At 63.6% G+C, this 14,357-nt stretch carries 13 protein-coding genes; 10 read left to right on the plus strand and 3 right to left on the minus strand.

Annotated features, from left to right (window positions below):
- The first annotated feature begins 310 nt into the window (after positions 1 to 310).
- A complete protein-coding gene (locus C7440_RS05895) occupies positions 311 to 676 on the plus strand; it encodes a DUF2325 domain-containing protein (protein ID WP_116517782.1) in 366 nt (121 codons plus the stop codon).
- A gap of 76 nt (positions 677 to 752) precedes the next feature.
- Here C7440_RS05895 and C7440_RS05900 read toward each other — a convergent pair whose 3' ends face one another.
- Positions 753 to 1,331 (minus strand): C40 family peptidase, encoded by a 579-nt coding sequence (locus C7440_RS05900; protein ID WP_017525875.1) that lies wholly within the window; start codon positions 1,329 to 1,331, stop codon positions 753 to 755.
- A gap of 347 nt (positions 1,332 to 1,678) precedes the next feature.
- On the opposite strand from C7440_RS05900, the gene C7440_RS05905 reads away from it, so the two are divergent.
- The 3 genes from C7440_RS05905 (at position 1,679) to acs (ending at position 5,481) form a co-directional block, all read left to right on the plus strand.
- Positions 1,679 to 2,086 carry a GlcG/HbpS family heme-binding protein gene (locus C7440_RS05905; RefSeq protein ID WP_017525876.1) on the plus strand — a complete coding sequence of 136 codons (408 nt, stop codon included), beginning with the start codon at positions 1,679 to 1,681 and terminating at the stop codon, positions 2,084 to 2,086.
- Positions 2,083 to 3,435, plus strand: a complete 1,353-nt coding sequence (locus tag C7440_RS05910) for an MFS transporter (RefSeq protein WP_116517783.1) — start codon at positions 2,083 to 2,085, stop codon at positions 3,433 to 3,435. Before C7440_RS05905 ends, C7440_RS05910 begins: the two co-directional genes overlap by 4 nt.
- Positions 3,436 to 3,501: 66 nt before the next feature.
- A complete protein-coding gene (gene acs / locus C7440_RS05915; protein WP_116517784.1) occupies positions 3,502 to 5,481 on the plus strand; it encodes an acetate--CoA ligase in 1,980 nt (659 codons plus the stop codon).
- Between the two features lie 102 nt (positions 5,482 to 5,583).
- On the opposite strand, the gene C7440_RS05920 is transcribed toward acs, so the two are convergent.
- Both C7440_RS05920 and C7440_RS05925 read right to left on the minus strand, forming a co-directional pair.
- Entirely contained in the window at positions 5,584 to 5,961 is a 378-nt protein-coding gene (locus C7440_RS05920) for a VOC family protein (RefSeq protein WP_116517785.1), read from the minus strand.
- Positions 5,962 to 5,986: 25 nt separating this feature from the next.
- On the minus strand, positions 5,987 to 7,633 hold the full coding sequence (locus tag C7440_RS05925) for an electron transfer flavoprotein-ubiquinone oxidoreductase (RefSeq protein ID WP_165832458.1): 1,647 nt from the start codon (positions 7,631 to 7,633) through the stop codon (positions 5,987 to 5,989).
- 208 nt (positions 7,634 to 7,841) lie between these two features.
- On the opposite strand from C7440_RS05925, the gene C7440_RS05930 reads away from it, so the two are divergent.
- From C7440_RS05930 to kdsA, 6 genes are all read left to right on the plus strand, one after another.
- Positions 7,842 to 8,306 carry an acyl-CoA thioesterase gene (locus C7440_RS05930; protein WP_116517786.1) on the plus strand — a complete coding sequence of 155 codons (465 nt, stop codon included), beginning with the start codon at positions 7,842 to 7,844 and terminating at the stop codon, positions 8,304 to 8,306.
- 69 nt (positions 8,307 to 8,375) lie between these two features.
- Complete coding sequence (locus C7440_RS05935) at positions 8,376 to 9,074, plus strand: CoA transferase subunit A (RefSeq protein ID WP_017525882.1); 699 nt, start codon at positions 8,376 to 8,378, stop codon at positions 9,072 to 9,074.
- A 13-nt stretch (positions 9,075 to 9,087) separates the two neighbouring features.
- Positions 9,088 to 9,741, plus strand: a complete 654-nt coding sequence (locus C7440_RS05940) for a 3-oxoacid CoA-transferase subunit B (protein ID WP_026068223.1) — start codon at positions 9,088 to 9,090, stop codon at positions 9,739 to 9,741.
- A gap of 96 nt (positions 9,742 to 9,837) precedes the next feature.
- On the plus strand, positions 9,838 to 11,628 hold the full coding sequence (locus C7440_RS05945) for an aminopeptidase P family protein (protein WP_026068224.1): 1,791 nt from the start codon (positions 9,838 to 9,840) through the stop codon (positions 11,626 to 11,628).
- A gap of 206 nt (positions 11,629 to 11,834) precedes the next feature.
- A complete protein-coding gene (locus C7440_RS05950; RefSeq protein WP_026068225.1) occupies positions 11,835 to 13,499 on the plus strand; it encodes a CTP synthase in 1,665 nt (554 codons plus the stop codon).
- Complete coding sequence (gene kdsA, locus C7440_RS05955) at positions 13,496 to 14,347, plus strand: 3-deoxy-8-phosphooctulonate synthase (RefSeq protein ID WP_116517787.1); 852 nt, start codon at positions 13,496 to 13,498, stop codon at positions 14,345 to 14,347. Before C7440_RS05950 ends, kdsA begins: the two co-directional genes overlap by 4 nt.
- The last annotated feature ends 10 nt before the right edge of the window (positions 14,348 to 14,357 follow it).

The raw sequence follows: 14,357 nt of genomic DNA on the forward strand, positions 1-14,357 counted from the left end.
GAGCCGTCCTCCGCTTCCCCGTATGTAGTCTCTCCTTTATTCCATATCGTTCATCCCCCGGTCCGTCCTGCGTTCTGCCAGCTTGCCGTGTCTGGCTTACCGGACCTGGACCTGGACCTGGACCTGGACCTGGACCTGGACCTGGACCTGGTAGGCGCAGGGCAGGGGACCGAGAGCAGCCTTCGAGGAGAATGTAAGAGGGCGGTAGGAGGCCCCTGGGTAAACCCTGATTCAAAATAAGAATGATTCTTATTGACTAATGAGATAGGAATGATTATCGTTACCACAACATCGACCAACGGAGATCTTCATGACAGAACTCGTCAAGGCAGTAGTGGTGGGAGCAGATCGCTTGGGCAATATTCCCGAATTGCTCAAGGGGCACAACATTGCTATCAGGCACCACATCAGCGGGCGCGATCCTGCCCATCAGAAGAAAACCCTGCAGCTTCCCTCGGGCACCGATCTATTGATCCTGCTTACCGACTTCCTGGGTCACAATGTGATGAAGACTTTCCGCGCCGCGGCCCAGCGCTCGGGGGTAAAGGTGCTGGTATGCAGGCGCTCGGTGTGCTGCATGAAGCGGGCGCTGACCCAGGGCGGCTATTGCGAGGCGTGTCCGGCCGAAGTGGAAGGCCGTTCAAGCAATAAAAAAGCCTTAAGATTTGCGGCCTGAGGGGCAGCGAGGAATGCTTGGGTGAGCGGCCGAAAAGGCCGAAGAGACTTCGAGAGGGTGGCTTGGGCCACCCTTTTTATTTGCTGGCGGTGTTCGTTGCCACCAGGCGGCGTGCGCCGTTGTAGCGCTTTTTCCAGTAGGCAATGTTCATGTCTTCGATGCGTACCACCGCGCCGGTGCGGGGGGCGTGCACGAACTTGTGGTCGCCCAGGTAGATGCCTACATGCGAGAAGCGAGAGCCCCGGGTGTTGAAGAACACCAGGTCGCCCCGCTTGAGTTCGGAACGCTTGACCGAAATGCCCTGGCGGGCGATGTCGGCCGATCGGCGCGGAAGCTTCAGGCCCAGGGATTTTTCCGCCGCATAGCTGACCAGGCCGCTGCAGTCGAAACCAGTGTTGGGGGATTCGCCGCCGTACTTGTACTTGACGCCCAGGAACCCCAGCGCGGTGCCGACCAGTGTTGGGGTACGGGGTTCTGAATAGGCGCCGCCGGCCAGGGCGCGATTGAAGTCTCGGCTTGCCAGGTAGGCACCCAGCGGGTCGGACTTGGTCTTGGAAAGATAGCTGTCGCGGATGAAGAGATGGGCGCTGTTTTCGGCTTGCTGCTGCGCATTCTGGTTGGCGGCGCATCCGGTCAGGGCAAGGGCGGAGGCCAACAGCAGGATCTTTCCGGCACGCCATAGACTTCGAGGGATGAGCGTCGGAATCGATGGAGTGTAATGTGGCGGCATGGGCGTTTGGGCTATTCGGCTGAAAAAAATACGTACACGTCTGGCGCGGCTAAAAGCCGGCCTTGCCTGCTGTGGCACGCAGTGGGCAAAAGAACGGGGAACGCGCAGAAATCAAGCGCCTGGAAAAAACTGCCCCGAGTTTAACCAAATCCACTCAAGGGGTAAAGCAAGGTTACAAAAATCGCGCCCGCTTTCAGGGCGGGCGGCCAGGGCAAGTATGGCATCATGTCGAGCGCAAGTATGTCGTATGCATTCACCCATGAGGAGACTCCATGAACACCAAGAAAACGCTCGCACGTGCTGATGTACAGGCCATTCTCGACGCCGCCGAGCGGCATGCGCGGGACAACTCCTGGGCCGTCACCATTGCCGTCGTCGACGACGGCGGCCATGCCCTTGGGCTAATCCGCCTAGATGGTGCGGCGCCCATGTCGGCCAAGATCGCCCAGGCCAAGGCCCACACGGCCGCGGTCAGCAGGCGCGAAACCAAGGCGTTCGAAGACATGATCAATCAAGGGCGCAACGCTTTCCTGTCGGCGCCGGGCATTGAAGGGCTGATGGAGGGCGGCGTACCCGTCATCGCCGACGGCCAGGTGGTGGGCGCAGTGGGCGTATCGGGTGTCAAGTCCCCGGACGACGCCGCCATTGCGCGTGCCGGAGCCGCCGCCGTCGCATCATGAGCGGCCCGGCCCGGCCCGAGCCGGCCCAGGCCGACGAGCCCGGTGATTCAGAAGGCCGTGCCGGGCTGTTCCGCAGCGCCCTGAAACCGGGCGTACGCCGGCGCGAAGTCTGGGCATGGGCCATGTACGACTTCGCCAACTCGGGCTATACGACGGTCGTCATCACGACTGTCTTCAGCACCTACTTCGTCAGCGTGGTGGCGGCCGGCAGGTCATGGGCGACCCTGGCCTTCACATTGGCCCTGTCCCTCTCTTATCTGGCCATCATGCTCAGCATGCCGGCCCTGGGTGCGCGCGCGGATGCGCGCGCCGGCAAGCGGCGGCTGCTGTTCACCAGCACGGTGGGCTGCGTGGCCGCGACGGCGCTGCTGGCGCTGGTCGGGCCCAACGACATCGCGCTGGCCCTGGTGCTGCTGGCCCTGTCCAATTACTGCTACTGCGTGGGCGAATCCGTGGTGGCTGCCTTCCTGCCTGAAATGGCCCGCCCCAATGCGCTGGGACGCGTATCGGGCTGGGGCTGGGGCTTTGGTTATTTTGGCGGCATGCTCACCCTGGGGCTGTCTCTCGCGCTGGTGGGCTGGGCTTCGAGCCGGGGCGCGGAAGCCCATCAGTACGTGCCTTATGTCATGCTGCTGACAGCGTTCGTGTTTTCGATATCGGCGATACCTTCCTTCGTGTTTCTGCGTGAACGCAGCGCCCCCAGCAACCGGCCGGCGCTTGGATGGCTGAAGCGGCTGGCGACGGCGTGGCACGAAACCGGCGAGCACTTCCGCGATTTTCGCCTGCTGCTGATATGCGGGGCCTTCTATCATGCGGGCATCTCCGTGGTGGTGACGCTTGCCGCCGTGTACGCCAACCAGGCCATGGGCTTCACCATGGCCCAGACCATGGTGCTGGTCTTTACGGTAAACATTGCCGCCGCCGCCGGAGCGCTGAGCTTCGGGCATTTCCAGGACAAAGTGGGGCACAAGCGGGCCTTGACAATCACCTTGTGGGGCTGGATCGTCATGGTGCTGGTGGCCTATTCGGCCGTGCAGGTCTGGGTGTTCTGGATCGCCGCGACACTGGCCGGCCTTTGCATGGGCACCAGCCAAAGCGCCGGCCGCGCCATGGTGGGCGGCCTGGCTCCCAGCCGCAGGCTGGCCGAGTTCTATTCCCTCTGGACTTTCGCCACCCAGCTGGCCGCCGTGGTGGGGCCGCTGTGCTATGGCCTTGTCACGTGGCTTACCGACGGCAACCACCGGCTTGCCCTGCTTATTACCGGCTTGTTCTTTGTAGCGGGCCTTGTGGTGCTTACCCGCCTTGATTTTGCGCGCGGTGCCCGTGTGCGCGATACTGTGCTGATGTAAGCGTCCAGTCAGAGTAGGCGGTTATTAAGTATATGGGGACAACAACCAATACAGGAGTCAAGAATCATGTCTAGTGCGATCGAATCCGTCCTGGTCGAGAAACGGGTGTTTCCGCCTTCGAAGGCGCTTGTCGAGCAGGCCAATATATCGGGCATGGACGCATACCTGGCCTTGTGCGCAGAGGCCGAGAAATCTCCCGACGAGTTCTGGGGGCGGCTTGCGCGTGAGAACCTGGTCTGGAACAAACCCTTCTCGCAGGTGCTCGACAGCTCGAATGCGCCTTTCTACAAGTGGTTTCCGGACGGCGAACTGAACGTGTCGGCCAACTGCCTGGACAAGCACCTGAACACGCCCAGGGCCGACAAAACCGCCATTATTTTCGAGTCCGACGACGGCAAGGTCGCCAAGGTAAGCTACCGCGAGCTGCACGCGCGCGTATGCCGGTTTGCCAACGGCATCAAGTCGCTGGGCTATAAAGCCGGCGAACGGGCCATCATCTACCTGCCCATGTCCATCGAGGCTGTCGTGGCCATGCAGGCCTGCGCGCGTCTGGGCATTATTCATTCAGTGGTGTTCGGCGGCTTTTCGGCCAAGAGCCTGAACGAGCGCATCGTCGACGTCGGAGCCTCGCTGGTGATCACGGCCGACGAGCAGATGCGGGGCGGGCGCAGCATACCGCTCAAGCCCGCCGTGGACGAGGGCCTGGGCATGGGCGGGTGCGAGGCTGTGCGCAACGTCATCGTGTATCGCCGCACTGGCGGCGCCATCGACTGGACTGAAGGCCGAGACCTCTGGATGCACGACGTGTGCGCCGATCAGCCCGACACCTGCGAACCGGCGCCCGTCAACGCCGAACATCCGCTCTTCATTCTGTACACATCGGGGTCCACGGGCAAGCCCAAGGGTGTCCAGCACGCTTCGGGCGGCTTCCTGCTGTGGGCGCTGCTTACCACTCAATGGACTTTCGACGCCAAGGACAGCGACGTTTATTGGTGCACGGCCGACGTCGGCTGGGTTACCGGTCATACCTACATCACCTATGGCCCGCTGGCCGCGGGCCTGACCCAGATCGTGTTCGAGGGCGTGCCCACCTATCCGGACGCGGGCCGCTTCTGGGACATGATCCAGCGCCACAAGGTCACTGTGTTCTACACGGCGCCTACGGCCATCCGTTCACTGACCAAGGCGGCCGAAAGCAACGCCGACATTCACCCGCGCCGCTACGACCTGAGCAGCCTGCGCATCATCGGGTCGGTCGGCGAGCCGATCAACCCCGAGGCCTGGATGTGGTACTACACCAATGTGGGCGGTGAGCGCTGCCCGGTGCTCGACACCTGGTGGCAAACCGAAACCGGCGCCCACATGATCACGCCCCTGCCGGGCGTCACGCCGCTCAAGCCCGGTTCGTGCACGCTGCCGCTGCCCGGCATTGCGGCGGCCATCGTCGACGAGGCGGGCAACGACGTTCCCCCGGGCACGGGCGGCTTCCTGGCGGTCAAGCGGCCCTGGCCCGGCATGATCCGCGCCGTGTGGGGCGACCCCGAGCGTTTCAAGAGCAGCTATTTCCCACCCGAGCTCAAGGGCTATTATCTGGCCGGCGACGGGGCCCAGCGTGATACCGACGGCTACTTCTGGATCATGGGCCGCGTAGACGACGTGTTGAATGTGTCGGGGCACCGCCTGGGCACCATGGAGGTCGAGTCGGCGCTGGTGTCGCATCCCATGGTGGCCGAGGCTGCCGTGGTGGGCCGTCCCGACAGCACCACCGGCGAGGCCGTGGTGGCCTTCGTGGTGCTCAATCGCGACCTGCCGCAGGGCGACGAGGCGGCGGCCATCGCCAAGCAGCTGCGCGACTGGGTGGCGCAAGAGATCGGTCCCATCGCCAAGCCCCGCGACATCCGCTTTGGCGAGAACCTGCCCAAGACGCGCTCGGGCAAGATCATGCGCCGCCTGCTGCGCGTGGTCGCCAAGGGCGAAGAGGTTACCCAGGACGTGTCCACGCTCGAGAATCCCGCGATTCTGAACCAGTTGTCGCAATCGGTATAATGCGCGGATAGGGCTCCAGGCCGGGCCGCATGGCCCCCGCCTGGAGTTCGATCTTATCGGCTCGCTGGGGCGACGCGCCGCCCGGCGCGAAAAACCGGGTCTTCAGCCCGAGAGGGCCTGTCTTGCGGCGGGACGGTGAGACAGGACGTTCAGCAGTTTTCCTGTAGGGTCGGTCAGGTAGAAGCGCCGCACCCCCCAGGGCTCGTCGGTCAGCTCGTATACGATCTCAAGACCCAGGCGCTTGGCGCGCTGATACACATCGTCGACATCATCGACCTCGATGGAAAGGTCCGGCACGGGCGTGCCGGAACCGCCTTCGGCGGCGATGCCGATCTGTGTCAGGGCCTGTTCACCCGAGGCCAGGGTGACGAGCCAGCCATGGTCCATGACAGGATGCAGGTCGAACAGCGTTTCGTAGAAACGCCGTACTTCGGCTATCGACGATGTGCCGATGTTGGATACGATGCGCCGTACCGCCATGGCGGCCTCCTGTGCGACCGTGGCCTTACATTCCGCTATAGACGGGGCCTTCGCCACCCTGCGGCGCCACCCACACGATGTTCTGGGTGGGATCCTTGATGTCGCAGGTCTTGCAGTGCACGCAGTTCTGCGCGTTGATCTGCAGGCGGTCATCGCCGCCGTCGTCCTTGACGAATTCATAGACGCCCGCGGGGCAGTAGCGCGCTTCGGGACCGCCATACTTGGCCAGGTTCACGGCCACCGGCACCGAGGCGTCTTTGAGCGTCAGGTGGACGGGCTCGTTCTCGTCGTGGTTGGTGTTGGAAATGAATACCGAGCTAAGGCGATCGAAGGTCAGCTTGCCGTCGGGCTTGGGGTATTCGATGCGCGCGCATTCAGAGGCCGGCTGCAGACAGGCGTGGTCGGGCTTGCTGTGGCGGATGGTCCAGGGCATCTTGCCCTTGAACAGCCACTGCTCGATGCCGGTCATCAGGGTGCCTATCGTGCGGCCCTTCTTGAACCATTGCTTGAAGTTGCGCGATTTGTTCAGCTCGGCATGCAGCCACGATTTCTCGAAGGCCTGGGGGAAGGCGGTGAGTTCATCATGGCTGCGCTCGGCGGTTAGGGCCTCGAAGGCTGCCTCGGCGGCCAGCGAACCGCTCTTGATGGCCGCGTGGCTGCCCTTGATGCGCGAGGCATTGAGGAAGCCGGCTTCGCAGCCGATCATGGCGCCGCCCGGGAACACCAGCTTGGGCAGCGAAAGAAGGCCTCCGGCCGTGAGCGAGCGCGCGCCATAGGCGATGCGCTTGCCGCCCTCGAAGGTGGAGCGGATGGCCGGGTGGGTTTTGTAGCGCTGGAATTCTTCGAACGGCGACAGCCAGGGGTTGGCATAGTCGAGGCCGACTACAAGGCCCACCACCACCAGGTTGTCGGCCAGGTGGTACAGGAAGGAACCGCCATAGGTGTCGGAATCGAGCGGCCAGCCCGAAGTATGCAGCACCAGGCCGGGTTGCGACTGGGCCGGGTCGACCTCCCACATTTCTTTGATGCCTATGGCATAGCTTTGCGGGTCGCGGCCTTCGTCGAGCTTGTAGCGCGAGATCAGCTGGCGTCCGAGTTGGCCGCGCGAGCCTTCGGCAAAAAGCGTGTAGCGGGCGTGCAGCTCCATGCCGGGCTGGTAATTGGGCGTGTGCGAACCGTCGCGGGCCACGCCCATGTCGCCGGTGGCCACGCCCTTGACGGCGCCGCTGTCGGTGTACAGGACCTCGGCGGCGGCAAAGCCGGGAAAGATTTCGACGCCCAGGGCTTCGGCCTGTTCGCCCAGCCAGCGCGTGACATCGCCCAGGCGCACCACGTAGTTGCCGTGGTTCTGGAAGCATTCGGGCAGCAGCCAGTTGGGCGTCTGGCGCGCGCCCTTGTCGGTCAGGAACAGGAACTTGTCTTCAGTAACGGGCACGTTCAGCGGCGCGCCTTTTTCCTTCCAGTCGGGAATGAGCTCGGTAAGGGCCCGGGGGTCCATGACCGCGCCCGACAGGATGTGGGCGCCGACTTCGGCCCCTTTTTCGAGCACACAGACGCTGATCTCGCTTTGCCGCTGGGCGGCCAGCTGCTTGAGGCGGATGGCGCTTGCCAGCCCCGCGGGCCCGGCTCCGACGATGACGACGTCGTATTCCATTGATTCGCGCTCGGCCATGAGTATGGATCTCCCGTATCGATGTATTGTCTGCGGCGGCAACGTCCGGCGCGCCTCGTGCCGCGGTTTTTATGATTGTATAGAAATGGTTCAAGCCGATTGTATTGCAGACCGGGCGCGCGTTGGGCCGGCGGGCGCCGGCTTTGAAGCGGCATGCTTGCCGTTATACTTAACTTTCTTATATTTTTGCCGCCTGACCGACGCCGCCATGTTGCAAGACGCCGCCTCCGCCATACCCCGCATAGGCCATGTATTCGAATGCGTGATCCCGGTCCGCTGGGGCGACCAAGATGCCCTGCACCACGTCAACAATACCGTTTACTTTCGCTACAGCGAAGAAGCCCGCGCGCTGCTGTACATGCAGGCGGGCTTTCCCGTGCCGGGCGAGCGCGAGGCCGTGCTGGCCCACGCGTCCTGCGATTTCCTCAAGCCGCTCATGTATCCGGCCACTGTGGTGGTCAGGCTCGAGTTCAAGAGGCTGGGGCGCTCCAGCATGGAATACGACTTCATCATCGAGCGCCAGGACGAACCCGGCGTCGTCTATGCGCGCGGCAAGAACATCACCGTCAACACCGATGCCCGCACCGGCAAGTCGTGCGCCTGGTCTGAACCAGAACTCGCGGGATACGCGCGTTGTTTCGTTGCTCCCGGGGGCCAGCTTCGGGAACCATGATTTTTTGAACTGCCCAGTACCCGTGCAAGTTCACTTGTGCGAACCGGGCGAATTTTTTGGGATGGAGTAATGGATAAAGTCTATGCAAGCGCCGCAGAAGCGTTGAAAGGCATTGTAGCCGACGGGCAGACCATTGCCGTAGGAGGCTTTGGCTTGTGCGGTATTCCCGAGGCGCTGATCGCGGCGCTGCGCGATTCCGGCGTTCAGGGCCTGACCTGCATCAGCAACAATGCGGGCGTCGATGGCCTGGGGCTGGGACAGCTTCTTGTCACGCGGCAGATCAAGAAAATGATCTCTTCCTACGTGGGTGAGAACAAAGAGTTCGAGCGCCAGTACCTGGCCGGAGAGCTCGAGCTCGAATTCACGCCCCAGGGCACGCTGGCCGAGAAGCTGCGTGCGGGCGGGGCGGGCATTCCCGCATTCTTTACGCGCACCGGGGTGGGCACCATCGTGGCCGACGGCAAAGAAGTGCGCGAGTTCGACGGCGAACAGTTCGTGCTGGAGCGCTCACTGGTACCCGATGTGTCCCTGGTCAAGGCCTATATCGCCGACCGCAGCGGCAACCTGATCTTTCGCAAGACAGCCCGCAACTTCAATCCCAACGTCGCCATGGCGGGCAAGATCACCGTGGTCGAGGTCGAGAAGCTGGTCGACGTCGGCCAGCTCGAACCCGATTCAGTGCATCTGCCCGGCATCTACGCGCACCGCATAGTGCTGAACGAGAACCCCGAGAAACACATCGAGCACCGCACTGTGCGCAACGCTTAAGGAGACGACGAAAATGGCTTGGAATCGAGACGAAATGGCGGCGCGCGCGGCGCGCGAGCTGCAAGACGGTTTCTACGTGAACCTGGGCATAGGCATGCCCACCCTGGTGGCCAACCATGTGCCGCCGGGCGTCGAAGTATGGCTGCAGTCCGAAAACGGCCTGCTGGGCATCGGCCCGTTCCCCGCTGAACAGGAAATCGACGCCGACCTCATCAATGCGGGCAAGCAGACGGTGACCACGCTGCCCGGCTCTTCCTTCTTTTCGTCGGCGGATTCGTTCGCGATGATACGCGGCGGCAAGATCAACCTTGCCATCCTGGGGGCAATGCAGGTGTCCGAAAAAGGCGACTTGGCCAACTGGATGATCCCGGGCAAGATGATCAAGGGCATGGGCGGCGCCATGGACCTCGTCGCCGGCGTGGGCCGCGTCGTCATCCTGATGGACCACGTGGCCCGCAAGAAAGACGGCACCGAAGACTTCAAGCTTCTGCCCGAGTGCACCCTGCCGCTTACCGGCGTGGGCGTGGTCGACCTCATCATCACCGACCTGGGCGTGATGGAGGTCGGCGACGATGGGCTGAAGCTGATCGAGCTTGCGCCGGGCGTTACAGTCGAAGAGATCCAGTCCAAGACGAAGGCTAGGCTGGACGTCTCGGCGGTCGGCTAAAGGGCTTGCCCGCGCCGGGTACGCGGCGCGGCCTTTCCGCAGCGCCTGTCGCCGATGGCGGGCGCTGTTTTCATTTGCATCGAGGCATTGTTCATCATGGTTTCCTCCGTTCACGCCGATCGCATCGATTTATTGCGCCGGGCAATGGCCGGGCGCAAGGTCGACGCCTGCATCGTGCTGTCGTCCGATCCGCACCTGTCGGAATATCTTCCCGATCATTGGCAGGCGCGCGCATGGCTGAGCGGCTTCGAAGGGTCGGCCGGCACTTTGCTGGTAACCGCCGCATTCGCCGGCATATGGACCGACTCCCGCTACTGGGAGCAGGCGGCCGGTGACCTGGCGGGCACGGGAATCGAAACCATGAGGGCCGGCGCCGACGGCGTACCCGGCATGCTTGACTGGCTGTGCCAGCATCTGGACGAGGGTTCGCGGGTGGCCGTGCACGGCCTGACGCTCAGCGTGCAAATGCATCAGGAATGGCTGGGCACCCTGCAGGCCAGGCGCATCGAGCTACTGACGGAGCTTGACCTGCCCGGCGACATCTGGCCCGACAGGCCCGCCTTGCCCGCAGCGCCCCTGTACGAGCACCAGCCCCCCTTCGCCTGCCGCAGCCGCGCCGAGAACCTGGCCGCCGTGCGCCAGGCCATGCAGCGCGAAGGCGCGCGCTGGCACTGGATATCGTCGCTGGACGACATCGCATGGCTGCTCAACCTGCGCGGCAGCGATGTCTCTTACAACCCCGTTTTCCTGGCTCATGCGCTGTTGGGCCAGGACGAAGTCCGGCTGTTCGTCGACGAGTCGCGCGTCGATGCCGCCTTGCGCCAGAGGCTTCAGCACGACGGCGTCCGCCTGCTTTCCTACGAAGACGCGGGCCAGGCGCTGGCCGGATTGCCGGCCGGGGAAAAAGTGCTGATCGATCCGGCGCGCACCACGGTGGGCATCACCGGGCAGGCCGGGGCCGAGCTGATCCACGCGCTGAACCCGTCGCAACTGCTCAAGTCGCGCAAGAACGATGCCGAGATCGACCACGTGCGCCGCGCCATGGAGCAGGACGGCGCGGCTTTGTGCGAGTTCTTCGCATGGTTCGAATCCGCATTGGGCACCGAACGCATCACCGAACTGACCATCGACGAAAAAATCACCCAGGCGCGTGCCCGGCGCGAACATTTCGTGTCTCCCAGTTTTTCAACCATCGCGGCGTACCGTGCCAACGGCGCCATGCCGCATTACCACGCCACGCCCCAATCGCATGCGGTCATCGAGGGCGATGGCCTGCTGCTCATCGATTCGGGCGGGCAGTACCTGGGCGGCACCACCGACATCACCCGGGTAGTGCCCGTGGGCAACGTCGATGCCGAGCAAAAGCGCGACTACACCCTGGTGCTCAAGGGCATGATCTCCCTCTCGCAGGCGGTGTTTCCGGTGGGCGTCGCCGGCTCGGTGCTGGATGCCTTCGCACGCCAGCCCATCTGGCAGGCCCTGGCTGATTTCGGGCACGGCACGGGACATGGCGTGGGCTATTTTCTGAACGTGCACGAAGGCCCGCAGTCGATTTCCTTCAGGGCGCCGTCCCGGCCCTCCTCGGGCATGCAAGAGGGCATGATCACCTCGAACGAACCTGGCCTGTACCGGCCCGGCAAGTGGGGCATACGCATCGAGAACCTGGTGGCCAACCGGCCGGCGGGCACTTCCGAGTTCGGCCGCTTCCTGCAGTTCGAGACCCTTACCCTGTGCCCAATCGACACGCGCTGCGTGCTGCCCGAATTGCTGACCGAGGGCGAACGCAACTGGCTCAACGCCTATCACGCCCATGTGCGTGAGCGGCTCGAGCCCCTGGTCGAGGGCGCCGCGCTGGCCTGGCTCGAAGAGCGTACCCAGGCGCTCTGAAACGGCGCTGCCGCGGCCGGGCGGGCGTGGGCCGTGCGCGATGCCGTGCCGGCGTCGCGGCGGATGCGGCCTGCCATGGCGCATCGCTGTAAGGCGCCCGGAAGAAGAATTGGCATATTTGCCCGCAAGGGCGGCGAGACAGCGTCTGCTCTCGGCTATAATTCCAATTTCCCGCTCATGCCCGGCCACCCCGGGCGCCAATTACGATGACCAAATATGTATTTGTCACGGGTGGGGTAGTGTCCTCCCTAGGAAAGGGCATTGCTGCTGCTTCTCTCGCCGCGATCCTCGAGTCTCGCGGCCTGCGCGTCACCATGTTGAAGCTCGATCCGTATATCAACGTCGATCCGGGCACCATGAGCCCCTTTCAGCATGGCGAAGTCTTCGTCACTGAAGACGGCGCCGAAACCGACCTCGATCTGGGCCATTACGAGCGCTTCATCTCGGCCCGGATGCGCAAGTTCAACAATTTCACCACCGGCCAGATCTACGAGTCCGTACTGCGCAAAGAGCGCCGCGGCGATTATCTGGGCAAGACGGTCCAGGTCATTCCGCACATCACCAATGAAATCCAGGAGTTCATCGCGCGCGGCGCCAAGGCCGCCTGGAACGGTGAAACCGACGTCGCCATCGTCGAGATAGGCGGCACGGTTGGCGACATCGAGTCCCTGCCTTTCCTCGAGGCGGCACGCCAGATGAGCCTGCGCCTGGGACGCAACAACGCGGCCTTCGTGCACCTTACCCTGGTGCCCTTCATTGCCTCGGCCGGCGAGCTCAAGACCAAGCCCACGCAGCACTCGGTGCAAAAGCTGCGCGAGATCGGCATCTATCCCAATGCATTGCTGTGCCGGGCAGATCGCCCGGTGCCCGACGACGAGCGCGCCAAGATCTCGCTGTTCTCGAACGTGCCGCTGGATGCCGTCATCTCCGTGTGGGACGCCGACTCCATCTATCAGATTCCTTCCATGCTGCACAAGCAGGGCCTCGACAACCTGGTGTGCGATGCGCTGGCCCTGTCGCCTCCGCCCGCCGACCTTACCGTCTGGGACCGCCTGGTCGATGTCATCGAGCATCCCCGCAACCAGGTGCGCATCGGCATGGTCGGCAAGTACGTCGATCTTACCGAGTCGTACAAGTCGCTTACCGAGGCGCTGGTGCATGCGGGCATTCATACGCATTCCCACGTCAGCATCGAGTACATCGACTCTGAAAGCATCGAGTCCGACGGCACCGAGTGCCTGGCCCATCTCGATGCCATCCTGGTACCGGGGGGGTTCGGCAAGCGGGGCACCGAAGGCAAGATCGCCGCGATCCGCTACGCGCGCGAAAACGGCGTGCCCTATCTGGGCATCTGCCTGGGCATGCAGCTGGCCGTCATTGAATTCGCACGCAACGTGGCCGGCCTGCAAGACGCCAACAGCACCGAGTTCAATCCTTCCACCCCGCATCCCGTGGTGGCCCTGATTACCGAATGGCAAGACCGCGAGGGCCAGATCGAGCGGCGCGACGCCGCATCCGACCTGGGGGGCACCATGCGCAAGGGTGCGCAGCGCTGTCCGGTCAAGGCGGGCAGCCGCGCCCAGTCCATCTATGGCAACGAAGTCTACGAGCGGCACCGCCATCGCTACGAGGTCAACAACGCCTACGTCCCGCGCCTCGAAGAGGCCGGCATGGTGATCAGCGCCCGCACGCCCACCGAACAGTTGCCCGAAATCATGGAGCTTCCGCAGCATGCCTGGTTCATGGGCGTCCAGTTCCACCCTGAGTTCACCTCCACGCCGCGCGACGGCCACCCGCTTTTCACCAGCTTCATCAATGCGGCATTGCAGCACCAAGCGCAGCAGGCCCCAAAGGAAAAGGTCGCCCCATGAAGCTCGGCGCGTATCAGGTAGGTCTGGACCACCCCTTTTTTCTGATTGCGGGCCCCTGCGTCATCGAGTCGCGGCAGCTCGCTTTCGATACGGCGGGCCGCCTGCAAGAGATCACGCGCAAGCTGGGCATTCCCTTTATCTATAAAAGTTCGTTCGACAAGGCCAACCGCAGTTCGGGCGAATCTTTCCGCGGTCCCGGCATGCAAGAGGGCCTGCAGATCCTGGCCGACGTGCGCGAGCATTTCGGCGTGCCCGTGCTTACCGACGTGCACACCACCGAGCAGGTGGCCGAGGTGGCTGCCGTGGTCGACATCCTTCAGACGCCGGCCTTCCTGTGTCGCCAGACCGACTTCATCCGCGCCTGCGCGGCATCGCTCAAGCCCGTCAACATCAAGAAGGGCCAGTTCCTGGCGCCGCACGACATGGTTCAGGTGGTGAACAAGGCTCGCGCGGCAGCCATCGAGGCAGGCGGCGACGGCAGCAATATCATGGTGTGCGAACGCGGCGCATCGTTCGGCTACAACAACCTGGTCTCCGACATGCGGTCGCTGGCCATCATGCGTGAAACCGGTTGCCCGGTGGTGTTCGACGCCACGCATTCGGTGCAGCTGCCCGGCGGACAGGGCAGCAGTTCGGGCGGGCAAAGCGAATTCGTTCCTGTTCTGGCGCGCGCCGCGGTGGCGGTCGGCATCTCGGGCCTGTTCATGGAAACACATCCCGATCCGGCCAAGGCCTTGTCGGACGGCCCCAATGCGGTGCCGCTGGACCGCATGGCGGCGCTGCTCGAGTCCCTCGTGGCCATCGACCGCATCGTCAAGCAGGGCGGCGCGCTGGCACAGGGCCTATGAATTTGTGCAA

It is taken from the genome of Pusillimonas noertemannii, assembly GCF_003096595.1.
In the GTDB taxonomy this organism is placed as follows: domain Bacteria; phylum Pseudomonadota; class Gammaproteobacteria; order Burkholderiales; family Burkholderiaceae_B; genus Pusillimonas; species Pusillimonas noertemannii.